Origin of the sequence: Lachnoclostridium phocaeense (assembly GCF_959599685.1) — a bacterium.
GTDB classification, from domain to species: domain Bacteria; phylum Bacillota; class Clostridia; order Lachnospirales; family Lachnospiraceae; genus Claveliimonas; species Claveliimonas monacensis.
In genome coordinates, this window is sequence record NZ_CAUGIN010000006.1 from 15365 (window position 1) to 39045 (window position 23681).

Annotated in this window: 24 protein-coding genes and 1 pseudogene; 4 read left to right on the forward strand and 21 right to left on the reverse strand. The window is 52.6% G+C overall.

Annotated features, from left to right (window positions below):
* Positions 1-169: 169 nt before the first annotated feature.
* The 4 genes from Q5911_RS03980 to Q5911_RS03995 are packed head-to-tail and all read right to left on the reverse strand — an operon-like array spanning position 170 to position 3745.
* Positions 170-1840, reverse strand: coding sequence for a MutS-related protein (locus Q5911_RS03980; protein WP_303181170.1), 1671 nt, complete (start codon positions 1838-1840; stop codon positions 170-172).
* Positions 1841-1853: 13 nt separating this feature from the next.
* Complete coding sequence (locus tag Q5911_RS03985; protein WP_303181173.1) at positions 1854-2522, reverse strand: ABC-2 transporter permease; 669 nt, start codon at positions 2520-2522, stop codon at positions 1854-1856.
* Positions 2519-3370, reverse strand: coding sequence for an ABC transporter ATP-binding protein (locus Q5911_RS03990; RefSeq protein WP_281725097.1), 852 nt, complete (start codon positions 3368-3370; stop codon positions 2519-2521). The genes Q5911_RS03985 and Q5911_RS03990 overlap by 4 nt, the downstream gene beginning before the upstream one ends.
* Before the next feature lie 3 nt (positions 3371-3373).
* Positions 3374-3745 carry a GntR family transcriptional regulator gene (locus Q5911_RS03995; RefSeq protein ID WP_226395654.1) on the reverse strand — a complete coding sequence of 124 codons (372 nt, stop codon included), beginning with the start codon at positions 3743-3745 and terminating at the stop codon, positions 3374-3376.
* Between the two features lie 159 nt (positions 3746-3904).
* Between Q5911_RS03995 and Q5911_RS04000 the strand changes: the two genes are divergently transcribed.
* Together Q5911_RS04000 and Q5911_RS04005 are read left to right on the forward strand one after the other, a co-directional pair.
* Positions 3905-4399: a MarR family winged helix-turn-helix transcriptional regulator gene (locus Q5911_RS04000; RefSeq protein ID WP_303181175.1), complete on the forward strand. Its 495-nt coding sequence runs from the start codon at positions 3905-3907 to the stop codon at positions 4397-4399.
* Positions 4396-4926 carry a flavodoxin domain-containing protein gene (locus Q5911_RS04005; RefSeq protein WP_303181177.1) on the forward strand — a complete coding sequence of 177 codons (531 nt, stop codon included), beginning with the start codon at positions 4396-4398 and terminating at the stop codon, positions 4924-4926. The genes Q5911_RS04000 and Q5911_RS04005 overlap by 4 nt, the downstream gene beginning before the upstream one ends.
* Positions 4927-4967: 41 nt before the next feature.
* On the opposite strand, the gene Q5911_RS04010 is transcribed toward Q5911_RS04005, so the two are convergent.
* The 6 genes from Q5911_RS04010 to Q5911_RS04035 form a co-directional block, all read right to left on the reverse strand.
* The gene (locus tag Q5911_RS04010; protein ID WP_303181180.1) at positions 4968-6038 is read right to left on the reverse strand and encodes an FAD:protein FMN transferase; all 1071 of its coding nucleotides are present in this window, start codon (positions 6036-6038) and stop codon (positions 4968-4970) included.
* Positions 6039-6149: 111 nt separating this feature from the next.
* Positions 6150-7994 carry a bifunctional homocysteine S-methyltransferase/methylenetetrahydrofolate reductase gene (locus Q5911_RS04015; protein WP_303181182.1) on the reverse strand — a complete coding sequence of 615 codons (1845 nt, stop codon included), beginning with the start codon at positions 7992-7994 and terminating at the stop codon, positions 6150-6152.
* Positions 7991-9298: an O-acetylhomoserine aminocarboxypropyltransferase/cysteine synthase family protein gene (locus Q5911_RS04020; protein WP_303181184.1), complete on the reverse strand. Its 1308-nt coding sequence runs from the start codon at positions 9296-9298 to the stop codon at positions 7991-7993. Before Q5911_RS04020 ends, Q5911_RS04015 begins: the two co-directional genes overlap by 4 nt.
* A 112-nt stretch (positions 9299-9410) precedes the next feature.
* Positions 9411-10337 (reverse strand): LysR family transcriptional regulator, encoded by a 927-nt coding sequence (locus Q5911_RS04025; protein WP_303181186.1) that lies wholly within the window; start codon positions 10335-10337, stop codon positions 9411-9413.
* Between the two features lie 40 nt (positions 10338-10377).
* Positions 10378-10620 carry a hypothetical protein gene (locus Q5911_RS04030; protein WP_226395661.1) on the reverse strand — a complete coding sequence of 81 codons (243 nt, stop codon included), beginning with the start codon at positions 10618-10620 and terminating at the stop codon, positions 10378-10380.
* A 238-nt stretch (positions 10621-10858) separates the two neighbouring features.
* The gene (locus Q5911_RS04035) at positions 10859-11725 is read right to left on the reverse strand and encodes an aldo/keto reductase (protein ID WP_281725103.1); all 867 of its coding nucleotides are present in this window, start codon (positions 11723-11725) and stop codon (positions 10859-10861) included.
* Between the two features lie 83 nt (positions 11726-11808).
* On the opposite strand from Q5911_RS04035, the gene Q5911_RS04040 reads away from it, so the two are divergent.
* Positions 11809-12681, forward strand: coding sequence for a LysR family transcriptional regulator (locus Q5911_RS04040; RefSeq protein WP_303181188.1), 873 nt, complete (start codon positions 11809-11811; stop codon positions 12679-12681).
* A 6-nt stretch (positions 12682-12687) separates the two neighbouring features.
* Here the strand turns inward: Q5911_RS04040 and Q5911_RS04045 are convergent, their stop codons facing one another.
* From Q5911_RS04045 to Q5911_RS04095, 11 genes and pseudogenes are all read right to left on the reverse strand, one after another.
* Positions 12688-13455: an EFR1 family ferrodoxin gene (locus tag Q5911_RS04045; RefSeq protein WP_303181189.1), complete on the reverse strand. Its 768-nt coding sequence runs from the start codon at positions 13453-13455 to the stop codon at positions 12688-12690.
* A gap of 6 nt (positions 13456-13461) precedes the next feature.
* Positions 13462-14313: an aldo/keto reductase gene (locus Q5911_RS04050; RefSeq protein ID WP_303181191.1), complete on the reverse strand. Its 852-nt coding sequence runs from the start codon at positions 14311-14313 to the stop codon at positions 13462-13464.
* A gap of 54 nt (positions 14314-14367) precedes the next feature.
* Positions 14368-14673 (reverse strand): flavin reductase family protein, encoded by a 306-nt coding sequence (locus Q5911_RS04055; RefSeq protein ID WP_331591682.1) that lies wholly within the window; start codon positions 14671-14673, stop codon positions 14368-14370.
* A gap of 296 nt (positions 14674-14969) precedes the next feature.
* A pseudogene (locus Q5911_RS14920) lies at positions 14970-16288 on the reverse strand (MATE family efflux transporter).
* 210 nt (positions 16289-16498) lie between these two features.
* Entirely contained in the window at positions 16499-17656 is a 1158-nt protein-coding gene (locus Q5911_RS04065) for an AI-2E family transporter (protein WP_303181192.1), read from the reverse strand.
* Between the two features lie 159 nt (positions 17657-17815).
* Complete coding sequence (gene rhuM / locus Q5911_RS04070) at positions 17816-18739, reverse strand: RhuM family protein (RefSeq protein ID WP_303181194.1); 924 nt, start codon at positions 18737-18739, stop codon at positions 17816-17818.
* Positions 18740-18764: 25 nt separating this feature from the next.
* Positions 18765-19217 carry a helix-turn-helix domain-containing protein gene (locus tag Q5911_RS04075; protein ID WP_330391239.1) on the reverse strand — a complete coding sequence of 151 codons (453 nt, stop codon included), beginning with the start codon at positions 19215-19217 and terminating at the stop codon, positions 18765-18767.
* A gap of 145 nt (positions 19218-19362) precedes the next feature.
* Complete coding sequence (locus tag Q5911_RS04080; protein WP_303181196.1) at positions 19363-20016, reverse strand: flavodoxin; 654 nt, start codon at positions 20014-20016, stop codon at positions 19363-19365.
* Between the two features lie 18 nt (positions 20017-20034).
* On the reverse strand, positions 20035-20712 hold the full coding sequence (locus Q5911_RS04085) for a DUF4405 domain-containing protein (protein ID WP_303181198.1): 678 nt from the start codon (positions 20710-20712) through the stop codon (positions 20035-20037).
* Positions 20713-20741: 29 nt separating this feature from the next.
* Positions 20742-21305: a flavodoxin gene (locus Q5911_RS04090; RefSeq protein WP_303181200.1), complete on the reverse strand. Its 564-nt coding sequence runs from the start codon at positions 21303-21305 to the stop codon at positions 20742-20744.
* Positions 21306-21418: 113 nt separating this feature from the next.
* Entirely contained in the window at positions 21419-22627 is a 1209-nt protein-coding gene (locus Q5911_RS04095; protein WP_303181202.1) for an MFS transporter, read from the reverse strand.
* A 150-nt stretch (positions 22628-22777) separates the two neighbouring features.
* Here Q5911_RS04095 and Q5911_RS04100 point away from each other — a divergent pair, with 150 nt between their 5' ends.
* On the forward strand, positions 22778-23680 hold the full coding sequence (locus Q5911_RS04100) for an AraC family transcriptional regulator (RefSeq protein ID WP_303181205.1): 903 nt from the start codon (positions 22778-22780) through the stop codon (positions 23678-23680).
* The last annotated feature ends 1 nt before the right edge of the window (position 23681 follow it).

The following is a 23681-nucleotide window of genomic DNA, read 5'->3' on the forward strand; positions in this document are numbered from 1 at the left end:
AAAAGGCGGTCAATCTCCCAGACCGACCGCCAGTATAGCTGCTTTCATCAAGTTTTATCTGCGCTTTCTAAGTCTCCTCTCCCTGACGCAGATCACAAGCCCTACCACTACTAAAATCGTAAAATCCATACTGCACACCTCCTGTCATGCAGAGTCTTCCACACTTTTGCTACTCGCGCTCTGTGCCCAGGCTCTCCCTTGCATCCCGGATGATCTGCTCTGGAAATCCAAAGACCTCCAGCAGCCGGACCGCATTGGTCTGGCGGCAGATCCCCGGGTGGATCTTATAGTCAAAGGTCAGCCCCTTCTCGTAGGTCTCCTCACAGAAATAAAAGCCTTCATAGTCCTCCGTCTGGCTGACCAGATTTTCCGCAATCTCCAGGTCGTGGGTTGCGGCAATCACCAGGCAGCCCTTTTCTCTTAGATATCTGAGGACAGCGGTGGATGCCGCGATCCGCTCTCTGGTATTGGTGCCTCGCAGAATTTCGTCTATGACAGCAAGCACCGGACGGCCTGTGTCCACCTGCCGGATGATTCTTTCCATGGAGCGGATTTCTTTGATAAAATAGCTTTCTCCTGCCAAAAGATCGTCCCGTATGGCAATGGACGTGTACACATCCACCGGACAGAGCCTGGCTGACGCGGCGGCACAGGTGTGAATAGAGACCGCCAACACCGCGCTGATGGCGGCTGCCTTTATAAAAGTAGACTTTCCGGAAGCATTGGATCCGGTAATGATGCATCCTTTCCGAAGCTCCAGATCGTTGTACACCGGCTCGTCAATCAGCGGGTTGTACAGAGCCTTCAGCACAATCTCCTTTTCTTCCGTAAACTCAGGTATACACCAAAGGGGCAGGCTCTGTCGGAAGGAGGCCGCACACACAGCCATATCCAGCTCCCCCACGAGAAACAGGATCTGAAGAACCTCCTTCCTGTGGCTCTTTATCTCTTTCAGCGCCCTGTTATAATGAACAAAATCTACGAGAAAAGCACCTTTTACATACACACTGATAAGCTCTGTCACGTCTGTGCTGTACTGGCTCTGCTGCCTTTTCCTGAGAACCTTGAGCGCCCTGTTCAGCTTTGCGGCTGTCTTCTCCGTCTCCTTGAAGGATTCCCGGGACTTTCCCTGGCAGATCTTTTCATTTTCTGCAAATTTTCCTGCAAGCGATACAAGACTCTGCACTGCGGCTATGATGGCCAGATTGATCTCATACCGGCTTCTCTTCAAGGCATACACGCACATGTTGACCAGAAACAGGATAATAAAGGGAGAAAACATCCGTGCATCCATAAAGAGAAGACCGCCTGCAATGCCCCACAGAAGACTGGCAAGAAGTAGTACCTGCAGTCCACGGTAGAGCCAGGCATGTTCCAGCTCAAACGCTTCCGGCTCCGTGACAAAATCCGGGACATAGTAGCTGTCCTCTCTTTTTCCCAGTTCAGACAGACAAAGCTGCATCTCCTGCCGCTCTTTTTCGTGATGCCCGAACCAGGTGATCTTCTCCTCCAGCGATGCCAGTCTCTCGGGGTCTGCATCCATATCCCTCATACTTTTGTAGAGATACTGCTCCCCGGCCCAGGAAACACAGGTATTGATCCGCCCGAAGACAGTGTCCATATCCAGATCATTCCACGTAATATCATCCAGCCCGTTCTCCTCTTTTGTCTTCTCCCACAGGATCCGGATCTGTTCAAATGATATGTCTGCCTCCTCCGGCTTCTTCCCAAAGGAGGCCAGCATTTTCTCCTGCCGCCATTTTCTTCTGGCCCGGTGATTGTAAGACGAGACCAGGACTGTGACAATGACAATTCCTGCCACCACAGCAAAGCCTTCCATCACTCTTCCCCCTCTAGAATTCTTTCTTCTCCATGATCCGTATGCTGATAGTCATGGATGCGGCAAGTACAAGCAGGGATACAGCCAGAAAGACCAGGGCCACCCCGGCCGGACCCATAGCGTCCGCTGTCTGTATAAGTCCGCTCAGATCCATGTTTCCGACATTCACCACTTTTGCCAGCCCATAGACCGCCGCGAAGATACCAAGGAAGACAATGATCATGGCAATCCTGCCTTTCTCCGGCCCAAACTTAAGCTGGAAGGGGATCATGACGGACAGGAAGAAAAACAGAAGCCCTGCACTTACCCCGGCCACCAGCAGGGTCTCCTCCGCCTCAGCATACCTGGCATTCATGTTCATATATACAAGGACAAAGGCCAGGATGATCAGCATTCCCGACACACCGGTAAGAATCCCGAACACATATTTTTCTACCACATAGACTTTCCGCTCAAATGGAAGAGTAAAGAGAAACGCGTTTCCGTTGTCGTACTCGTCATAGCTGATGGTACTCAGGACAAAAAAGGAGCTGACAAATCCCACATAGGGGAGCACAAAGGTGGCGGGGGAGGATTCCGCCCCGTTGGCTATCGTAAGAAACCCTGCCATGACAAAAACTAATATGAAAAAATTCTTCTGATTTTTAAGCAGACTGAAATCCTTGATCAACAACCCTTTCATACTCTCTCACCTCTTATCATCATTGTCATCATTTCATCGATACCGCTGTTTTCTATGACAGCCTTCGGGTAATTTTCCATATAGAACTGTTTCTGGTCTGTCAGGGCGCTGTAGCCGTAAGGTTCCTTTTTCACCCTTAGGAAATACTGTTTGTCTATGGATTCGTACTCCTGTGCATCCAGCTTCAGAAGACCGTAGCTTCCAAGCAGCACATCTGTCTCCTCGTGGAGAATGATACGCCCCTGGTGGATCATGTAGAGATCGTCACAGATCCCCTCCAGGTCCGTGGAGATGTGAGAGCTGATCAGAATAGCCCGGCTCTCGTCCTGCTCCATATATTCCCGCAGGATATCCAGGAGACTGTCACGCGCCAGCACATCCAGCCCTGCCGTAGGCTCATCAAGGAGCAGGAAATCCGCCCCGTGGCTGATGGCAATGAGCAGCTTTAACCTGTCCTTCATGCCGGTGGAGAACTCCTTGATCCTTTTGTCGACAGGGAGCTGGTACTTCCTGCACTGATCCAGAAAATATCTTCTGTCAAAAGAGTGATAGAACCCCTGCAGCATGGCGGACACGTCCTTGATGCTTAAGTATTCGCTGACACCGGAGTCAGAGAGCACTACGCCGATCTTCTCCCTGTCCGCAGGTGACAGGGCGGAAGCGTCTTTTCCCATCAGTGTGATCCGCCCGCCGTCAGCGCGGATCAGCCCCAGCACTGCCTTGAAGGTGGTGCTTTTGCCGGCTCCGTTCTGTCCCACAAGCCCGGTGATACATCCAGGCTGCACCTCCAGGGAACAGTCCAGGGTGAACCGGTCATAATTTTTCCTTACATTTTCCAGTTTTAACATAGCCTATTCCTCCAAAATGAGTGAAAATAATTCTTTTATTTCTTCATCCTGCATCCCATATCTTCTGCCTTTCTGAATGGCCAGTTCAAGATCGGCTTCCACTTCCTTTCGCTTCTCTTCCTTCATCAGCTCTGTGTTGGACGCTGCAATGTAGGTACCTTTTCCATGCACAGTCACTGTGAAGCCCTCCTGCTCCAGGTTGTCATATGCTTTTTTTACAGTCAGAGCGCTGATCTTCAGCTCCTTTGAAAGCGCGCGCACAGAAGGAAGGGCGTCGTTTTCTTTCAGTTCTCCTTTCAGGATCAGAGCCTTGACCTGCTCGATGATCTGCTCGTAAATCGGGATCATGGATGAATGATTGATGATGATCTGCATATTCATCCTCCTTCTTGCAAACAGTATATAACAGTGTATCACTGTTGTCAACTGTTATATTGTGTTATACATCATCTTTTTAGTTGACTCTTGTTCTGTTTCATTATACTATATAGGTAACTAGTTACTCATTTATCTGTCAAAAGGAGCTGATGAAAGATGCAGATAGCAGATCTGATCGAAAGATTCCGCCACACAAGGGACGGGCAGACCCGGGCCGTGTTCAGCACCATCTTCATAGCCGGCAACAGGCTCCAGACCTGCTTTGACAAGGCGGACAGCCATGTCACGCTGAGGCAGTTCATGCTGCTTACCATGCTGAAACAGTCCGGGAAAGACATGACTTTTACCCAGCTTGGGGAGCTTCTTGGATGCTCCCGCCAGAATATCAGAAAGCTGGCCGCCTCCCTGGAAAAGAAAGGCCTGGTCACGATTTTAAAAAGTCCCCGGGACGGCCGGGCCTGTGTCATCCGCCCCACGGAAACACTGGCACAGTATTTTCAGCAGGCGGCGCAGCTTCACACGCAGAAACTGACAGACCTGTTTTCCGTGTACTCCGACCAGGAGATGGAGCAGCTTTTCTGGCTTCTTATGAAACTGTACACGGGGATAGAACGGCTGGAACAGCCGCAGCGAGAGGAGGAAAAAATATGAACCATTCTGTTGTACTTTACAGTTCCAGGTACGGGGCCGCAAAGGAGTACGCCCGGATGCTTTCTGAGAGCCTGGGCTGCACGGCTTACAATGTAAAAGAGACACCCCTGGACGCGGCCGGGCAGGCCCGCCAGGTCATCCTGTGCGGCGGCATTTATGCCGGAGGCTTATCCGGCGTCTCCTGGCTGCGGAAGAACAGCAGGGTGCTGAAAGATAAAAAAATCGTCCTCTTTGCCGTGGGGGCTTCCCCCTGGGACGAGAAGGCCGTCCGACAGATCCAGGAGCGCAATCTGAAAGGGCTGCCCCCGGATACCGTCCTCTTCTACGGGCGGGGCGCCTGGGATGAGTCCGCCATGAGCTTCACAGACAGGACGCTGTGCCGGATGCTCCAGAAATCCGTGGCAAAAAAAGATCCCGATGCATGCGAGCCCTGGGAGAAGGCCCTTCTGGAGGCCTCCGGCCGCTCCTGCAGCTGGATCGACGAAAAATATCTGGAACCGGTGTACCGGTATCTGGAGACAAACTAAAGCGGGCAGACCCGCTTCAAGACAAAGGAAAAGAGGATGGGCTACTGCTCATCCCCTTTTATGACATGTATGTCCATATTTCCGAAATCAGTGCTTAGTGTAAACTGATCCTCCACACCTTCTGTGAGATAGATCTGCCCGTCCTGGGTGACAAGGATCATCTCAAAATCCTGGTGCTCCTGCCAGTATTCTGTGGCCTCATCCAGCCCCTTCACAAACATGGATGTGGAGAGAGCGTCTCCTTTCTTTCCTTCATCGGCAATGATGGTGACGGAAGCCAGGCCGTTGTCCACCGGATAACCTGTATCCGGGTCGATGATATGGCCGTACTCCTTTCCGTCCTCGCCCACAAAATACCGCTCGTAATTCCCGGACGTCACCACCGCGCAGTCGGAGGCCAGCAGCATGCCGAGGACTCCCTCGCCTCCGTCAAAGGGGCTACGGATGCCCAGGCGCCAGTCGCCGCCCCCGGGTCTCTCGCCGATGGCCTGGATATTGCCGCCAAGGTCAAGCAGAGCGGAGGTGACGCCCTCCTCTTTCAGAAGCTCTGCCAGACGGTCTCCGGCATAGCCTTTTCCCACGGCTCCCAGATCAAACTCCATGCCCTCCGGCAGCCGGACTGTATTGCCGTCCAGTTCCACCCTCTCATAGCCCACATTGGCAAGAAGCCCGTCCAGCTCTTCCTGGGAGGGGATCCGGTTCTCGTCTGTGGTAAATCCCCAAGCTGCAAGAACCGGATAGATGGTGGGATCCAGGTCCCCTTCCGTCTCTTTCGCCATCTCCAGGGCAAAGCTTACAATATCCGCCGTGTCGTCGCTTAAGGTCACCGGGCTGCCCTGGCTGTGGTTCATCTGATAGATCTCGCTGCTTTCATTGGTCACTGACCATTCGCTTTCCAGCTTTTCCACCTCGGTCTGGGCTTTCTCAAGAGCTCCCTTGGCCCCGTCGCCGTAGGCTGTCAGTGTCATGTAGGTATCCATGGCAAAGAACTCCCTCTGGACCGGGTCCCCTGCCGATGTTCCTGCCTGCGAACCGCTCTGCCCGGAGCAGGCTGTAAGGGCGGCCGCGCAGGCCATGGCTGTCAGAGCAGTCAGTCTGTGTTTATATTTCATTTCCATTCTCCTGTCTTTGTTTTTTCGTACTTTTCCAGTATACAGGAAAATGTCCCATGAATGAAGTACCAGTTTGTTCTGCTGATAAAACTTTTTTTCCTTCCTGCAAGATTAGTTCCTTATCTTTTTTAAAATTTCCGCAATCATGGAAGCCCGGTTGAACGGCACCATAAAATAATAGCCGTCCGTGACGTCATTGAGCTTCTCTGCAATCTCTGCCGCGACGTCCACGCCCACCTGCTGGGCTTCCTCCCGGCTCATGTCCTTGTCGTACCGGGCAAGGATCTCGTCGGGCACGTGTATCCCTGTGATCTCATTTTTCATAAACAAAGCGTTCCGATAACTTACAAGAGGCATGATGCCACAGATGATCTTTGTGTCTATCCTGGACTTGATATACCGGATCCTCTCTATATCCTCGTCGGAGTAGATAGGCTGGGTCAGAAAGAAGGCGGCCCCGGCCTGGCTTTTTTTCTCCATCCGGCGGATCTCCGCATCTATATTCTTTCTGCCGTAGTTGAGGGCACCACCGTAGGCCACCGGATCCCCCGCAAAATGCTCCCGGTTCATCCTGGCCAGATACTGCATCAGACTGACCGAATGAAAATCGTAGACAGAGGTGACCACATCTCTCTCGCCGGAGGGCACCGGATCCCCTGTGACCAGAAGGAAATTGCGGATACCGTTCATGTAGGCTCCCAGTATCTGGGCTCCCATACCGATGACGTTTTTGTCCCGGCAGGCGATGTGGGGCATGGTCTCTACCTGGAGACGGCCCGCCACCTTCACGGCTGACATGGCGGAGTCTGCACGCATGCGGCCCATGGGCGAGTCTGAGAAAGTGATCAGCTCCACCCCTGCTTCTTTGAGAACCGAGGCCGCCTCCATCATCTTCCCGTCATTTCCGTCGTGGGGCGGATCCAGCTCCGCGATCACCACCTTCTCTCCCGAGTACAGCCTTTTGATAAAAAGATTGTTGTTGTAGCTGATATCCTGACCTGCCCTTTTCTCCGGCCGGTCCGCAGGGCGCTCCGGGATCTTCCTTCCCCCCGGCATCCCGGCAAGATGGCGGATGTAGGCAGGACTGGTGCCGCAGCAGCCGCCGATGACGTTCACCCCGAGGCCTGCAATCTCCTCCATGGCCTCCCCGAAGTACTCAATATTGTCCTGGTACACATTCCGGTTCTGCACTCTGTCCGCATACCCGGCATTGGGCGCGGCGAACACGATCAGCTCCCCGAAATCCTGCCTGCGCAAGATTTTCGCCAGATGGGCCGGGCCCACGCCGCAGTTGAACCCGATGCCATCGATGACCTCCCGCTCTTTTGCCGTGGCCACAAGGTCAGCCGCACTGATCCCGGCGTTTGTGTACCCGTACATATTGACGGAAAAGCTGGCCATGATAAAGGTGTCCCCGCTGACCGACTTGAGCCACTCCGCCACCGGCAGGATCCTTCTGAAATCTGAAAATGTCTCAAACCAGATCAGCTTTACCCCTGCATCCAGGTGGGCGCTGACAATGGTCCTGTACTCTTCTGTGATCTCCTGCTCCCGGGCCTCATCGTCTCCGTTTCCGTGCTCCGGTATGGGGCCTATATCCCCTGCAATGTAAATGCTGCGCCCCGCCGCTTCCTCTACGGCCGCATCCCGGGCGATCTGGCAGGCCGCCTGGACATTTTCCCGGACTTTTCCCAGCAGTTCCTGCCTGGATAAATCCCCGTATACCTGGGCCAGCGTCTCCGTGTTGGAGGCAAAACTGTTGGTGCGCAGAATGTCCGCCCCTGCCCGTATGTACTCTCTGTGGACCTCCTTCACCTTGTCCGGCGCCGACAGGTTGTCCAGCTCCGGCAGACGGCTCCCGCCGCCGTATTTTTCTTTGTAGTAAGTGCCCATGGCTCCGTCTGTGACAAGACGGCTGGACGTGAAAAGCTTCTTGAAATCTGTATCCTCTCTCATGCTTTCTCTCCATTTCTGACTGCCTGAAAACCGCACTCCAGAGCCGCGATCAGATCCTCCGCTGTCTCGATCCCGATGGACAGACGAATCGTATTGGGACGGATCCCCTGCTGCCGCAGCTCTTCTTCCGTGCACTGGCTGTGGGTGGTAGTGGCCGGATGGATGACAAGGGATTTCACATCCGCCACATTTGCCAGAAGGGAGAAGATGGGCAGATTATCGATAAATGTCTGCGCATCCCGTTCATCCCCCTTGATCTCAAAGGTAAAGATGGAGCCGCCTCCCTTCTGCAGATACTTCTTATATAATGCATATGTGGGCTCGCTGTCAAGAGAAGGATGGTGCACAGCCTCCACCTGGGGATGTTCCACCAGGTATTTCACGATCTTCAGCGCGTTTTCCACATGTCTCTCCACCCGCAGGGAAAGGGTCTCCAGCCCCTGGAGAAGAAGAAAGGCGTGGAAGGGGGACAGGGTGGCTCCTGTGTCCCGCAGAAGGACAGCCCGGATGTAGGTGGTAAAGGCACTGTCCGGCGCTGCCTGGGAAAAATCCACACCGTGATAGCTGGGGTTGGGCTCTGAGATCCAGGGATATTTTCCAGAGGCTTTCCAGTCAAACCGGCCCCCGTCCACAATGACGCCCCCCAGCGCTGTCCCGTGGCCGCCCAGGAATTTGGTGGCAGAGTGAACCACAATGTCCGCTCCGTACTCCACAGGCCGCACCAGATAAGGGGTGGCAAATGTGGAGTCGATCACCAGAGGGATCCCGTGTCTGTGGGCAATCTTTGCCAGTTCCTCTATGTCCGCCAGATTGGAATTGGGGTTGCCCAGTGTCTCTGCAAAGATGGCTTTTGTATTCTCCTGGATGGCCGCCTCAAACGCGCCTTCCTCCTCCGGATCCACAAAAGTGGCGGTGATCCCGCTGGTCAGAGGGAGGGTATTAGCCAGAAGGTTGTAGGTTCCCCCGTAGATGGTCCGGGAGGAGACAATGTGCTCCCCGGCCTTTGCCAGCGCCTGGAATGTGTAGGCAATGGCCGCTGCTCCGGAAGCTGTGGCAAGGGCCGCGGTCCCTCCCTCCAGGGCTGCCATCCGCTTTTCAAACACGTCCTCCGTGGGGTTGGTCAGCCGCCCGTATATGTTGCCTGCCTCTTTCAGACTGAACCGGTCCGCCGCGTGGGCGCAGTCCTGGAACACAAACGCCGTGGATGCATAGATGGGCACGGCCCTGGCTCCTGTGGCGGGATCCGGCTGCTCCTGGCCCACATGGACCTGTTTTGTCTCAAAGCTCCAGTTTTCTTCTCTCATTGTCTTGTCCTCCTGCTGTGTTTTCTGATGATGGGTCTATCCTACCACGCCCGGCCTGTTCTGGCTAATACACAAAAAAAATAACCGGTTATAGTTTAAAACTATAACCGATTTATGATGGCTCAATCTTCAGATATTTTTTCAGTGCATGGATATACAGCTCTCCCATCCTGCTGAGGATCGTATTCTTTCTGACCACATAGCCGATCTCCATGACGCTGTTCCGGTTCTCCTCGTCATCCTGGAACGGCACCGCCACAAATTCATTTCCGTTCAGCTCCTCACAGATGATGCCGGAACAGAGGGTATAGCCCTTCAGCCCCACCATCAGATTCAGCATAGTGGCCCTGTCGTTTGCCCGGATGATCCGGGGATATTCGTTGGTGGCCAGGATCTCCTCCGCCAGATAGAAGGAACTGTTGTCTCCCTGCTCAAAGGCCAGGCAGGGATACTCCTCCAGCTCCTCAAACCGGATGGAAGACTGCCCTGCCAGAGGATGATCTTTCCACAGATACACATAGGCCTGGCAGCAGATGAGAAGATGGAACACAAGGCCCGCGGACCGCAGCATTTTTTCCAGGCTCTTCCTGTTGAACTCACTTAAGTACAGAACGCCGATCTCACTTTTCATGGTGCTCACATCCTGGATCACCTCGGCTGTCCTTGTCTCCCGGATGGCGAATTCGTATTTGGACATGTCAAATTCCCTGGCCATGTCCACGAAAGCCTTCACAGCAAAAGAGTAATGCTGAGTGGAGACACCGAATTTTTTTCTCTGGGAACCGTTCTTCCCGTACTTTTCCATGACCGTCTCGTACTGGCCGTAAAGCTGCCTGGCATAGAGGAGAAACTCCGCCCCGTCCCCGGTCAGCGTCACGCCCCGTCCGCTGCGGTGAAAGAGGGTGATCCCAAGCTCCTTTTCCAGCTCCCGGACCGCGTTGGTAAGGGAGGGCTGTGATATGTAGAGCTGCTCCGCTGCCTTGTTCATGGATTTTGTCTCTGCTATGGTGATAATGTAATTTAACTGGGTCAGTGTCATCCTTTCTGCTCCTTCTGTTTTCTCCTGCTTTTTCTATCCCTTACTCCAGCACTTCCCTCACCTGGTCAGCGGAAAGGCCGCACTGCTGTGCTATCTCCTCCGCCGGCACGCCCTGGGCGGAAAGTCTGAAAATCGTTTTTGCCAGCTTAAGGCCCTCGGCCCGGCCGCGCTCTATCCCCTCAGACCGGCCGCGTTCCATCCCTTCGCTGCGACCTCTCTCCATGCCCTGGTGATCCGCCTCCTTCAGTTCTTCTGCAAACAGTTCTTTCAATGCATCGCACATCTTCTTTTCCACCTCCATCTGTTCCCAGCCCGTCCTCCTTCACGGCTCTGTAAATGAAAAGCTGCTCAGAAAATCGAGCGGAAAATAATAGAATTTCAGATATTCGCCTGCCGGCTTTTGTACAAAAAGGATAACATATGCCAAAGAACCTGGCAAGGCTTTCCTACAGAATAAAAAAGAGCATCCCACACCGTAGGCATCCTGCCGGTGAGACACTCTCCTCTTATATATTTGATCTTTATCTTGAATGTCCTTTTTTTGAAAGGAACATCCTGGCAATACAGGGGTTCCCGTAGTCCAGGATCTCGCTGTACCCCAGGTCCAGCCCGCTGATGAGTTTCCTGTCCCCGTCTGAAAGGCTGAAGTCCCAGATGTCAAAGTCCTCCCGCATATGTTCCGGGATACTGCTCCTTGTCACCACGCTGACCTGCCGGTCTATATTCCACCTCAAGGCGGTCTGTGCGACGCTCCTGCCGTATTTCTTCCCGATCTTTTCCAGCACTTTGTTGGAAAAGATATTCCGCAGACCTTCACACAGAGGGGCCCAGGCCTGGGGCTGCACGCCCAGCTCCCTCATAATGTGCAGTGCCTGCTCCTGGTGGTAGAAGGGGTGCAGTTCCACCTGGTTGACCATAGGCGGAATGTGACTGTTCATGCACAGATCCACCAGCCGCTCCGGGCTGAAATTGCTGACGCCAAGAGCCCGGATTCTGCCCTCCTCATACAGCTTTTCCATGGCACGCCAGGCACCGTAGTAATCGCCGTATGGCTGATGGACAAGATAGAGATCAATGTAATCCAGCCCCAGCTTCGCTAGGGAGGTCTCAAAGGCTTTTCCGGCGGAGTCTTCCCTAGCATCATCGATCCAGAGCTTTGTGATGACAAAGAGCTCCTCCCGCCGGACCTTTCCCTCGTCCATATATTTCTTAAGAGCCCTTCCCACCGGCTCCTCGTTTCCGTAGGAGGCGGCCGTGTCGAACATGCGGTACCCGCTCTCCAGCGCCGCCTGTACACACTTCTCACATTGCCGGGGTTCCTTCATCTGCAGTACCCCGTATCCAAGAAGGGGCATCTCCACCCCGTTTCTCAGTGCTATCGTTTCCATCTTATCCGCCTTTCCCTTGTTTTAAATTTCAGTTTCCTGTAAAATAAAGTCAGCTTTATACATGCATTTTAAAGGAGAAACCCATGATCGAAATCCGTCTGTTAGAACAACTGGTTGCCTTTGCCGACTGCGGCACCCTGTCCGGAGCCGCGGAAAAGCTCCATATTTCCCAGCCTGCTCTGAGCCGCTCCATGCAGCGTCTGGAAGAAGAGCTGGGGGTTACGCTCTTCGAGCGCCAGAGGAGCCGTCTGACTCTCAACGACATGGGGGAGCTGGCTGTCCGGTATGCCCGGAACCTGCTTCTCCAGGAAAACGCCATGATCCAGCAGATCCGGGAAGCGGACCGCAAAAAGCGGACCATCTCCGTGGGATCCTGCGCGCCTGTGCTGATCCCCGACTTTGTGTCTCTCCTCTCCCGGCTCTTCGAGGGTATGACCATCTCCACAGAGCTGACCGGTGATCCCCGTCTTCCAGACTATCTGAAGGAGGGCCGTTACCAGCTTGCCATCCTACACAAAAAGCCGGATGAGGAAACCTTTTATTCGGTTCCTGTCGCGGATGAGAAGCTCTTTGTCACCCTGCCTCCCGTCCATCCTCTGGCGGATGCCGACGGGCTGTACCTGAAGGACCTGGACGGTCAGACATTCCTTCTCTACTCCCAGATCGGCTTCTGGGATGAACTCTGCCGACGGGAAATGCCCTCCGCCCGCTTTCTTCTGCAGCAGGATATGGATGTCCTGGGCGAACTGGTAGCCAATTCAGCCTTCCCCGCCTTTACCACAGACTATGTGATGGAGCGCTCCGGCCCTGTAACAGACCGCATGGTGATCCCTGTTCTGGACGAGGAGGCCAGCGTCACTTACTACTGCGCCTGTCTGAAGGAGGAGAAAGCCAGGTTCCGTCCGGTTTTCGAGTATTTCCAGAGCACTTCCGGCTCCCGCTCAAGGAGGCTTTGATCTTCTCTAAAGCTGACAGTTTGCCTCTATGATCTCCTGCAGATTTACATGTTCGTTCCGGAACCGCTCCCGGCTCTTCTCATCCGGCAGATGGATGGCGCCCTGTGGACAGTTCTGTATGCAGGCATAGCATACTTCGCAGCAGGAGCCGAACTCCACACAGTCTGTCAGCCGGATGTTCCGGGCGGGGCAGACTTTTGTACAGATCCCGCATTTTGTGCAGGCATCGCTGACTGTATATCTCTGCGCCGCCTTATCGTCCAGCACCCTTTTTCCAATGGTCTGCCAGATCATGGCCATGGAGGCCTTGTGAGCCAGGGTAACCGGATACGCTTCCCTCTTTCTGGCCGCTATATCCTGGCAGGCTTTGTCAATCTGCTCCTGGATCTTCTTTTCCGGGGCCGTTTTTTTCTGCTCTTCCATGGAAAAGCCTGGAAGGTAGTTGTCCACCATTTTGATCTGCGCCACGTAATCCAGTCTGATCCCCGCCTTTTCCGCCGCTTCCGACGCGTGAGGCGTCGCCACGGTGGCGTCCATCCCATAGGTGTAGACCATGAAAAAATAGTCTGTCTCTATCTTCGCTCTCTCCAGAAAGCGGTGCACCATCTTTGGCATATCTCCCGAGTAAATGGGACAGACAATGCCCACTGCCTCGTCCTGTATCTCTATCCTGTCGTTTTTCATCATCTGCGGAATGGACAGCAGCTCTCCACCGAGCTGCTGCGCCACATACAGACTGTTTCCTGTTCCTGTAAAATAAAATATCTTCATCATTCTGCCCTACTCGTGTACCTTCAGCCCATGAAGCATCTTTGTAAACGCCGGATCATCGTGGTTAACGATCTCGCTGTGTCCCAGATCCAGTTTTGCGATCTCTGCCATATCCTCTGCACTGAGCTCAAAATCCCAGACATTGATGTTCTGCTCCATGCGGTCTTTGTGTACGGATTTGGGGATCACGGTCACACCTCTCTGGATGTTCCATCTCAGAGCCACCTGTGCTGCGCTCTTTCCGTATTTATCACCGATCTTAGTCAGCACCGGATGGGTGAAGATGCCGTGATTTCCCTCTGCAAATGGACCCCATGCCTCCGGTTTCACGCCGTACTCTTTCATAACTGCCAGGGCGTCTTCCTGCTGGAAGAAAGGATGCAGCTCTACCTGGTTCACAGCCGGCATCACGTCCACTGTCTCGCACAGATCCGCCAGGCGGGCCGGATAGAAGTTGCACACACCGATGGCTTTCAGTTTTCCTTCCCTGTAAGCCTCCTCCATGGCGCGGTAAGCTCCGATGTAATCGCCCATAGGCTGATGGATCAGATACAGATCCAGGTAGTCAAACCCCAGATTGTCAAGGGATGTCTGGATGGCTTTCTTTGCTCCCTCGTAGCTGGCGTCCTGTACCCACAGCTTTGTGGTGATGAAAAGCTCTTCTCTTGGAACGCCGCATTTCTTAATGGCCTCTCCCACTGCTTTCTCATTCATGTAGGCTGCCGCTGTGTCGATCAGTCTGTACCCACTGGCAATGGCGTCCAGCACTGCCTGCTCACACTGTGCCGGATCCGGCACCTGGAACACACCAAAACCTTCCTGCGGCATTTTTACTCCATTGTTTAATGTTACGAATTCCATAGTCTTTTCCTCCTTAAAATAATGTTTCTGTTTTTCTTCCCTGCTGTTTCTTTTCTATTTCAGAGCAGCTCCGTCCTTGAAGGCATTTCCCACCTTCTCGTCAATGCTGACATTGACGATCTTTCCCAGGAATTTTGACCCGTCCGTCTCATTCATCAGCGTGCACTCCAGAGTCACCGGAAGCTCATTGATGATGGGGGCATGGACGAAAGCGCTTTCTGTTGTGGTAAATCCGGCCTTCTCCATCTTGTTTTCTTCCTTGTTGCCAGACACAAGCCCCACGTAATCGCAGGCTGTCATATGCTCCACGTCGCCCATGCTGACAGTGAATGCCTTGTTGATTGGCTTTCCCCTCCTCATCGTATGTGCCGATGATCATAATCGGCTGGGGAAACAAGAAAGGTTTGGCTCCAAAATCTTTTCTCATAACAAAAAACCTCCTGTTCTATTACCTGTATGGAAAATACATTCTCTTTACAGGTAATATTGTAGGAGGTTTTCCGCTAAAAGTACAATGCCAATTTGACAGAACAGTATAACCTTAACGCATACTTGCATTTTTATATCCTGCTTTTACAAGCCGGCTGCATTCCTTATCTTCGCTCTTATAAATACAGTTTTCGCACTTCTTTTTTTATCATAGATACATCCTCGTCCTATGCTTTCGCGATACCCTTTATAGTCTTCTTAAACTGTACCGCAAACAGGATGGCTGTAAATGTCACTGCAATGGTATCGGCGATAGGTTCGGCCAGATAGACGCCCATCGTCTCGTTTCCTTTCATAATCTGCGGCACAAGGTAAATAAGCGGGATAAGAAGAACAAATTTCCTCATGACGGCAACTACAATGGACTCCACCGCCTTGCCCAGCGCATTGAAGGTCATCTGGCAGGCCATCTGGATGCCCATCAGGAACATGGCGGCCATGTAGACACGAAGGGCTGTCTTCGTGTATTCCACAAGCGCTGCATCCGATGTAAACATGACGGCAAATGCTCCCGGGAACAGCATAACCAGCGCCCACAGGATCGTTGCATATCCAAAGCTGACCTTCAGAAGGAGTTTAAACGCCGCCCGGACTCTGCCTGCATCCCCTGCCCCGTAATTGTAGCTGATAATGGGTTGCGCCCCCTGCCCCAGGCCCTGGAGAGGGAGCATGGCAAACTGCATGACGCTTGTAAGGATCGTCATGGCTCCCACGGCGATATCCCCGCCGTATTTCTGCAGGGAGCTGTTAAAGCACACAGAGATGATGCTCTCGCTGGCCTGCATGATAAATGTGGGAAGCTGACCACCCAGATGCAGGAGAGCGCCTGGGATATGATGGTAGCCAGTGCCGCGCCCCGTACGTCCATGTCAAATCCAAAGATAAAGATGGGATCCAGGATAATATTGGTAACCGCACCGATCAGCACAGAGAGCATGCCCGTCTTGGCAAATCCCTGGGCCGTGATAAAGGCGTTCATCCCCAGGGTGATTTCCACAAAGATCGTTCCAAGGGCGTAGATATTCATGTACCTGGTGGCATATGTAATGGTGTTCTCGCTGGCTCCGAAGGCCATAAGGAAATCTCTGTTCCAGATCAGCAGCACCACCGTCAGGACAACAGAAATGGCAATCTGCAGGGTAAAACAGTTCCCCAGCGTCTTTTCTGCCGACTCCTTATCCTTCTTCCCCATGAAGATAGAGGTCCGGGGCGCGCCTCCGTATCCTACCAGAGCCGCAAAAGCAGACACGATCATGATCAGAGGCATACATACACCCACGCCGGTGAGCGCCGTGGCACCGATCCCCGGAATATGTCCGATGTAAATCCTGTCAACAATATTGTAAAGCATATTGATAAGCTGCGCCGCCACTGTGGGAAGGGCAAGTTTCAGAAGCAGTTTTCCCAGTGGCTCTGTCTTCAGGAATTCCTTATCCTCCTGTTTTCCCTTTTCACTGTCTTTCTGTTCTTTCTCAGTCTGTCTCATAAGCGTCCTCTCCTTTTCACTGTCACATTACCCTTAACGGTTTCTTGGTAAACCGTTTAATTGTAAACTATTCTCGTGTCATTATTATACTCTTCTTTCGCTCGCAGTCAAGGGCAGACTCTCCCCAGCTGAATGCGCTCATCCGCAAGGAGACAGAAAGACATCTTTTACAGTGTTCTGAGGGTGCTTACCATGCCCATCCGGAGATTTCTATAGATCCTCCTGGGGAAGCTCTGCTTCCACTTCTTTTTTATCAGCATCGGAAGACTGCGGCTTATTCACATCCTCTTTCAGCAGGCGGTAAAGAGCTGCCGCAACAGGAACTCCCAACAGCATGCCGGCAATTCCCATAATGCCGCCACCCACTGTGACAGCCGCCAGCACCCATATGGCCGGCAGTCCCAGGGAAGATCCCACCACTCTGGGATAGATCAGATTACCTTCCACCTGCTGCAGGATGACAAGGAATATAAGAAAGATCAGCGCTTTGACAGGAGACACGGAGAAAACCATCAGAGCGCCCACAGCGCCCCCGATATAGGCTCCCGCCACCGGGATCAGCGCGGTAAAAGCGATCAGCGTCCCCACCATGGTGGCATAGGGCAGGCGCAGAACCAGCATTCCCAGGGTACAGAGCGTACCGAGAATGACAGCTTCCACGCACTGTCCTACAATGTAGCGGCTGAAACTGTCATTTAACACCTCCAGCACATGCAGCACATTCCGGTTCCAGGATGACGGCAGATACCGGTTCATCAGCCGCCTGCACTGTCCTGCCAGTCTGTCTTTGCCGAGCAGCAGATAAATGGCAAAGACAAAGCCGATCAGCGTGGTGACGATCTGTGAAAAGACAGAGGTGGCCGCGCTGATCAAGGCATTGACAACCGTGCCGGCGCCGTTTGTCAGAATATCCAGAAGCTGCCCCACCTTGGACCGCCAGTCAATACTGTTCAGAGCTTCCGCAATGTCCTCCTGGAGGATGTGATTGCGTGCCAGCATGTCAACCAGGGCATCAATGGCCTTGGTCAATCCGGAAATAATGACTCCGATGCAGGAGATCAGCTCGGGCACGATCCGGTTGATCAGAAGGATCACGATCAACAGCAGGGTAAGGAACGCGGCGATCATGCAGACCGGTCTGCGGCTCTTTGCTGCCAGTCCGGTCTTTGCGCCTGGAAAATAGTGTCTTTCATAAAAACGCATAAGAATGTTGACAAAATAGGCAATACCGCATCCCACGATCAGCGGCGAGGCGGCGCTCACGGCTGTCGCCAGAATATGAGCCGCATCCGGCCAGTACCGTATCCCCAGATACAAAAGAAATATACTGACTACAATCTTCAAACATGTCTTCCACTCCAGCTTCATGCCGCTTCTTCCTCCATTTCCGCAAAGCCAGCCTGCTCTGCCTCTTCATTTGCGTTTTTTTTCAGCGTCTGAAAATAAGTATACTGATATGAGCATTATAATATATCAGATATCACATAAACAACAGCCAGTTCGGAGGAAGTGTCCATTTCAGGCAACTTATTGCAGGCAATTCATAATGACGCTGATCATCATTTCCTTTTCTTCCGGGTTCGATTCTGCAATCATGATCGTAAGCGCTACCAGGGTATGATCATCGATCAGCTTTCCGCCGTTTTGAAACAGCACGCCGTTTTTATCCAGAAAATACAGGAATATGGTGGCCGCTATCCGTTTATTTCCATCGGAAAAGCTGTGATTCTTTGTGACAAAGTACAGCAGATTAGCCGCCTTCTCCTCCAGTGTCGGATAAAGGTCTTCTCCTCCAAAGCTCTGGTAGACTGCCCCGATACTTCCTTTAAAGGAGTCATCTTTTTCGTTGCCAAACAGGGAGCTGCTCTCCCCGAATTTCATACTGTCAATCACTTTTCTGCATTCCTCGTAAGTCAGAACATAGATGGCTTCACTTCCTTTGGGCCGCGTCATATTCTGATGATCGTAGGCATCCAGCAGTTCCAGCGCATGGCTGTATCGTTCCACCACAGTCAGCACCTGTTTTGAGTCAAGGCTGCTCTCTACTCTTTTCATAACCTGTATTACCTCATTTAACTGATTCATGCGGTTATGGTTTACAGCGTAACCTTTGATTATGTACTCTTTTAATACGGAATTGGCCCAGCGACGGAACTCCACGCCCCGTTTGGATTTCACACGATAGCCGACGGATATAATTACGTCCAATGCATAAAACGGGACTGCCTGCTTTACTCCGACAACACGCATTTTTTGCGTGTTGTTTTCTCTTGTAAGCTCTTCTTCCGAGAAAACATTATTTATATGCTTCCGAATTGTCTTTTCATCCCTGCCAAATAATATCGCCATCTGGTTCGCGCTAAGCCATACGGTATCGCTTTCTACTGACACCGGCAGTGCAATACTTCTATCTTCCGTCTCAAATAAAACAATTTCTTTTTCATTTGCCATAAGTTTCTCCTTTCTACTCATCTTTTCACTGCACCAGGTCTGTCAAAGCCTGCATGTATCCCTCCAGACGTTTCCTTGCTCCCTGGTCAAGTTTTTCATAGCTCTGGATCAGTTCATATTCTTTTGATTTCTTATCAATCACAACATAGTCCGTCTGCTTAAATTCTCTGGGATTTTTACTGTCCGTATCCAGCAGCAGCTCATATGGAGAAATTCCCAGCACATCACATATAATCATAATCTTATCAGCAGAAGGATTCGTTCCTTTTCTACGCCAGTCACTGACTGTACTCTGAGATATCCCAGTTTTTTTCGCAAATTCATATTGAGACATTCCTTTTTCCTCAAGATATTGATAAATTCTTTCACTGATCAGCATCGTTCTCCCTCTCTTCTCCATTCTTAGCATCGGTAACCCCGACTCATCCGGCCGTCTCCAGATGAATAGCCTTATTTCTTTCACACATCGTATATACATTATAATATCGTATAATAAATATTTTGTCAACTACCTCAACGCTTTTTATGTCATATTTTAAGTGACACATACATGTACTTTAAATAGCACGAAAAAAAGGCAGGGAAAACCCTGCCTCATCCTCAGATTATTCTGTTTTCACCGACTACAGTCCCAGTCCGTCAATCCACTCCTGCACCTCGGCTTCATCTGGGCTGGAGCCAAATCTCATACCTTCCTGCCAGTCCCCGGTTCCGGCCATATCCGCCAGAAGCTGTCCGCTCTCGCCAAATCCAGAGGATGCGGAAGTTGCAAAGGGGATGACGGTCTTGCCTGTGAAGTCATTGTTTTCGACAAACTGATTTACCGGCCAGGCAGCTTCTCCCCACCAGATAGGGTAGCCAATGAAGACCGTATCGTACTCGTCAAACCCTTCCACTGTCGTGGACACCAGCTCCACATCCTGCAGACTTTCATCTTCGTGTTCTCTGGATACACGGCTGTTTTCATCATTGTAATTCAGATCCTCGTCCGTGTACGGCTCCGCCGGCTCCAGTTCAAAGAGAGTGCCGCCTGTGGCGTCCGCAATATAATTTGCCGCGGTCTCTGTATTTCCTGTTGCGGAGTAGTAGACAATAAGCACATTGCCGGAAGATCCGCCGGCTGTGTCTTCTGTATCCGTCTCTGCCTGGTCTTCGGTCTGTGCCGTCTCTTCAGAAGTGTTTTCCTGTGCACTGTCTGTTTCAGAACCGCATCCTGCCAGCAGGCTGACTGCCATCACGCCTGTCAGTATCATGGAAAATAATTTTTTTGCCTTCATACGTATCATCTCTCCTTTTTATTTTTTATTCTGATAAATGATCTTTAGCAGCTTTGCCGCGTAGTGTCCGATCCACACAAACAGCCCCATGACTGCAAGATAGTCTGCCAGGAAGAAAATAAGGGGCTCCTCAAAGTCAAAAAACACAAAGGTGTTTGCAAGGAGCATGTAACTGCCTATACACCGCTTCACGAAAGCATATACACCGTATCCTGCCAGCAGGATCCCGGCTGCCCGCAACAGCCACGTTCTGGCGGGGGACGATTTTCCAAAAGCTTTCCCCACCATTCCCATCATCATGTTCCAGTGGACTCCCAGGTGCAGGGACATACACACAAATCCCCAGTAAGCACCCAGCATGTGGATGATCCTCGCCTGGCTGCGCCCTCCCTCTATAGGGAGAAAATCAAACACGTATCTGGACATGACCACGCCGCTCACCATGGAGGCAAGTATGCACACCAGAACAAGAACTACCAGCACGGTCTGGAAAATCCGGATGGGCGTATACCTCCCTTTCAGCAGATGACTGGTCCACTTCCGGTTGAGGATGTGGTGGATCACAAATGCGACAAACATGGCTGTCCCGATCCACTCATGAGCCTGCCTGCCGATCAGCTCAAATGCCATAAGGAGCATAAGAAGAACGGTCATAAGCAGATCTACGATTACCTTAACTGACGCCTGCCTTTTCATATCGCTGTGGTTCCTCCTGTTTCATCCGTTTAAAATCCCAGCTCATCCAGCCAGCTGGCAATGTCTCCGGCTGCATCTGGAACGTCCCGCTCATTGATCGTAAAGCCGTCCTCGATCACTTCTGCATCCGGCTCCAGCTCCGCGATGGTGTCTATTGTGCCGGAAAAGCGGCTTCCATTGTGGGAGTTAAAGGGAATGATAGTCTTTCCCGAGAAATCATATTCATCGAAAAAGGTATAGAGGGGCATGGGCATATCTCCCCACCAGTTTGGAAAGCCTACAAAGATGGTATCGTAGTCATCCAGATTTTCAATCTGTGTGGTAAGCTCTGGTCTTGCATCCTCATCCTGCTCATCTGCCGCATAGTCGATGAGATCCCCGCCGTCCGCAGGGTAAACCTCCTCCGTCTGAATAGAGAACAGATCCCCGCCGGTCTGGGTACCCGCTTCCGCAGACTGGGATGCTTCCTCTTCTGCTGCCGGACTGCTGTCTGCACTGCCGGAGTCTGCGCTTCCCTCTGCGCCACAGGCGCTTAAAGAGACGGCCAGAGCCGCTGTCATCAGTGCTGCTGCATATTTTTTCTTAAATGCCATAAGAGATCTTCCTTTCTTTATTAAAAGAACTGCCTTTTCTTTTACAGCTTTAGTATAAAAGAAAAGACAGTTTCAAAGAAGTTTCTCTTAGTTTGTCAGTATTAACCTCCAGGTTATATATCTGTGCTCCGGGTCACCCGCAGCAGCAGGCAGCATCCGGCCAGCATCACAGCCGGAAACAGGACTGCCGCCAGTATGCCGGTGTGAAGGTTTCCGCCGGCCGCCGAAGACACCATACCCACAAAGCCGGGGCCTGCCGAGCAGCCCAGGTCGCCTGCCAGGGCCAGCATGGCAAAGAGAAGGGTTCCGCCTCTTGGCATGATCCGGGCCGCCATGCTGAAGGACCCCGGCCATAGGATCCCCACTCCCAGGCCGCAAAGGCCGCAGCCAAGAAGGCTTCCCGCCGGCCACGGGGAAAGGGAAATCAGAAGGAAGCTGAAAATGCACACTACGGTGCTGGCTTTTATAAAACGCCCCAGGTGGATGCCTGCCCCGTACTTGCCGTAAAAAGCCCTGGACGTCCCCATTAGAAGGGCAAAGAACATGGGACCTGCCAGGTCGCCGATGGTCTTGGGGATCTCCAGCGCCGACTCGGCGAAGGTGGAGGCCCACTGTGCCACCGCATGTTCGCTGGCCCCCGCGCATACCATAAGGAGCATAATGATCCAGAACGCCCTGTTTCTGAACAGTTCCGGCAGAGACATGCCTTGGTCCCCCTCTTCCAGAAGGGAGTAGATGGGAACTCTGGTAAATACAAGGCCGTTCACTACCGGCACAAGAGCCCACAGAACTGCCAGGATCCGCCATCTCTCCACGCCGAAGACGGCAAAGAACAGGGAGGAAAACAGCACAACCCCGGCGCTTCCCCAGCAGTAAAAAGAATGAAGAAGGCTCATGGCTGTCTCCTTATTTTCCGTGGGACACGACTCCACTACAGGGCTGACCAGCACCTCTAAAAGGCCGCCGCCCACGGCGTAGATCATGACCGACAGAAGAAGTCCGGCAAAGGCATCCGGCAGCACTTCCGGAAGGATGGCCAGGGAGAAAAGCCCGGCGGCAGAAAAAACGTGGGCCAGTACCATGGAGGCCCGGTAGCCAATCCGGTCTATAAAGCCTGCCCCCAGCAGATCCACGCAGAGCTGGACGCAGAAATTAAAGGCCACCAGCAGCGTGATCTTTGACAGGGAAATCCCGTATGCTGACTGAAAGGTCAGAAAAAGCAGGGACGCAAAATTGTTGACGATGGCCTGGACAATATACCCTGTAAAGCAGGCTTTAATGGTATGCTCATAGTTCCATTCTCTTTTCCATAATCTTGTCATCTTCTTCACTCCGTATTTCCATTTTTTCAACAGATTTCATTATATTCTTCTGCACATATGAGACAATAGATTTTCTTCCCATATTATGATACAATCTTCCCAGAATATAAAAAATCCGGATATAGAAATCCGGAAATGAGGAGATGACACATGTATACCTCTTGTCTTGTCACAGATGAAGAAATGCGGGAGCTGAAGCAGCATGGCTCTTCCGGCTATCCCATCCAGTTCTACGTAGATGAGCTGTACCGTTTCCCGGACCAGACCCTGCCTCTGCACTGGCATCCCGAGCCGGAGCTGTGGGTGGCAGAGGGCGGGGACGTGCTTGCCCAGGTGGGATCCGATACGTTCCGTCTGAAAGAGGGGTGCGCCATATTTGTCAACACAAATGTGCTCCACGGGTTCCGGCAGGCGGCCCCGGACGCCAGGCTGCAGTGTCCCAATATCGTGTTCAGCCCGGAGCTCATCACCCCTGCTGCCAGCCTTATCTACCAGGACTACATCCTGCCTGTCCTTACCGACCACCGCATCCCCTGTATGATCCTGGAGCGGCAGCGCGGCTGGCAGGGGGAGCTTCTGGGGCATCTGGACCACATGTTTTCCCTCTTCCAGGAGGACAATACCCCCTGCCCCGAGATGGCTGTGCAGCGCACGCTCAACCAGATCTGGCAGATCCTGTATCTCCACAGGGAGGAGGTGCCCCTTTTATCTTCCCCGGAGCATCAGCACCTGCTGCAGATCCGCACCCAGAAGATGCTGTCCTTCATCCACAACAGCTACCATCTGCCCATATCCCTGGCCGACATTGCCCGCTCCGCAGGGATCAGCAAAAGCGAGGCCTCCCGCTGCTTCCAGGCCTGTCTCCACACCTCCCCTGTCAGCTACCTTCTCTCCTTCCGGATCCGGATGGCCAGGCATGCCCTTTCCACCGGCCAGGGCACCACGGAGCAGATCAGCGCGGCCTGCGGCTTCCAGTCTGCCAGCTATTTCTGCCGGATGTTTCGCAGGTATACGGGCATGAGTCCCCGGCAGTACAGGAACCAGTCCGGCTGAT

Bases quoted from the DNA above. Each gene is read 5' to 3' on its own strand.
- Q5911_RS03980 (WP_303181170.1), bottom strand. From the start codon at position 1,840: ATGGAAGGCTTTGCTGTGGTGGCAGGAATTGTCATTGTCACAGTCCTG.
- Q5911_RS03985 (WP_303181173.1), bottom strand. From the start codon at position 2,522: ATGAAAGGGTTGTTGATCAAGGATTTCAGTCTGCTTAAAAATCAGAAG.
- Q5911_RS03990 (WP_281725097.1), bottom strand. From the start codon at position 3,370: ATGTTAAAACTGGAAAATGTAAGGAAAAATTATGACCGGTTCACCCTG.
- Q5911_RS03995 (WP_226395654.1), bottom strand. From the start codon at position 3,745: ATGCAGATCATCATCAATCATTCATCCATGATCCCGATTTACGAGCAG.
- Q5911_RS04000 (WP_303181175.1), top strand. From the start codon at position 3,905: ATGCAGATAGCAGATCTGATCGAAAGATTCCGCCACACAAGGGACGGG.
- Q5911_RS04005 (WP_303181177.1), top strand. From the start codon at position 4,396: ATGAACCATTCTGTTGTACTTTACAGTTCCAGGTACGGGGCCGCAAAG.
- Q5911_RS04010 (WP_303181180.1), bottom strand. From the start codon at position 6,038: ATGAAATATAAACACAGACTGACTGCTCTGACAGCCATGGCCTGCGCG.
- Q5911_RS04015 (WP_303181182.1), bottom strand. From the start codon at position 7,994: ATGAGAGAGGATACAGATTTCAAGAAGCTTTTCACGTCCAGCCGTCTT.
- Q5911_RS04020 (WP_303181184.1), bottom strand. From the start codon at position 9,298: ATGAGAGAAGAAAACTGGAGCTTTGAGACAAAACAGGTCCATGTGGGC.
- Q5911_RS04025 (WP_303181186.1), bottom strand. From the start codon at position 10,337: ATGACACTGACCCAGTTAAATTACATTATCACCATAGCAGAGACAAAA.
- Q5911_RS04030 (WP_226395661.1), bottom strand. From the start codon at position 10,620: ATGTGCGATGCATTGAAAGAACTGTTTGCAGAAGAACTGAAGGAGGCG.
- Q5911_RS04035 (WP_281725103.1), bottom strand. From the start codon at position 11,725: ATGGAAACGATAGCACTGAGAAACGGGGTGGAGATGCCCCTTCTTGGA.
- Q5911_RS04040 (WP_303181188.1), top strand. From the start codon at position 11,809: ATGATCGAAATCCGTCTGTTAGAACAACTGGTTGCCTTTGCCGACTGC.
- Q5911_RS04045 (WP_303181189.1), bottom strand. From the start codon at position 13,455: ATGATGAAGATATTTTATTTTACAGGAACAGGAAACAGTCTGTATGTG.
- Q5911_RS04050 (WP_303181191.1), bottom strand. From the start codon at position 14,313: ATGGAATTCGTAACATTAAACAATGGAGTAAAAATGCCGCAGGAAGGT.
- Q5911_RS04055 (WP_331591682.1), bottom strand. From the start codon at position 14,673: ATGAGGAGGGGAAAGCCAATCAACAAGGCATTCACTGTCAGCATGGGC.
- Q5911_RS04065 (WP_303181192.1), bottom strand. From the start codon at position 17,656: ATGAAGCTGGAGTGGAAGACATGTTTGAAGATTGTAGTCAGTATATTT.
- rhuM (WP_303181194.1), bottom strand. From the start codon at position 18,739: ATGGCAAATGAAAAAGAAATTGTTTTATTTGAGACGGAAGATAGAAGT.
- Q5911_RS04075 (WP_330391239.1), bottom strand. From the start codon at position 19,217: ATGTATATACGATGTGTGAAAGAAATAAGGCTATTCATCTGGAGACGG.
- Q5911_RS04080 (WP_303181196.1), bottom strand. From the start codon at position 20,016: ATGAAGGCAAAAAAATTATTTTCCATGATACTGACAGGCGTGATGGCA.
- Q5911_RS04085 (WP_303181198.1), bottom strand. From the start codon at position 20,712: ATGAAAAGGCAGGCGTCAGTTAAGGTAATCGTAGATCTGCTTATGACC.
- Q5911_RS04090 (WP_303181200.1), bottom strand. From the start codon at position 21,305: ATGGCATTTAAGAAAAAATATGCAGCAGCACTGATGACAGCGGCTCTG.
- Q5911_RS04095 (WP_303181202.1), bottom strand. From the start codon at position 22,627: ATGACAAGATTATGGAAAAGAGAATGGAACTATGAGCATACCATTAAA.
- Q5911_RS04100 (WP_303181205.1), top strand. From the start codon at position 22,778: ATGTATACCTCTTGTCTTGTCACAGATGAAGAAATGCGGGAGCTGAAG.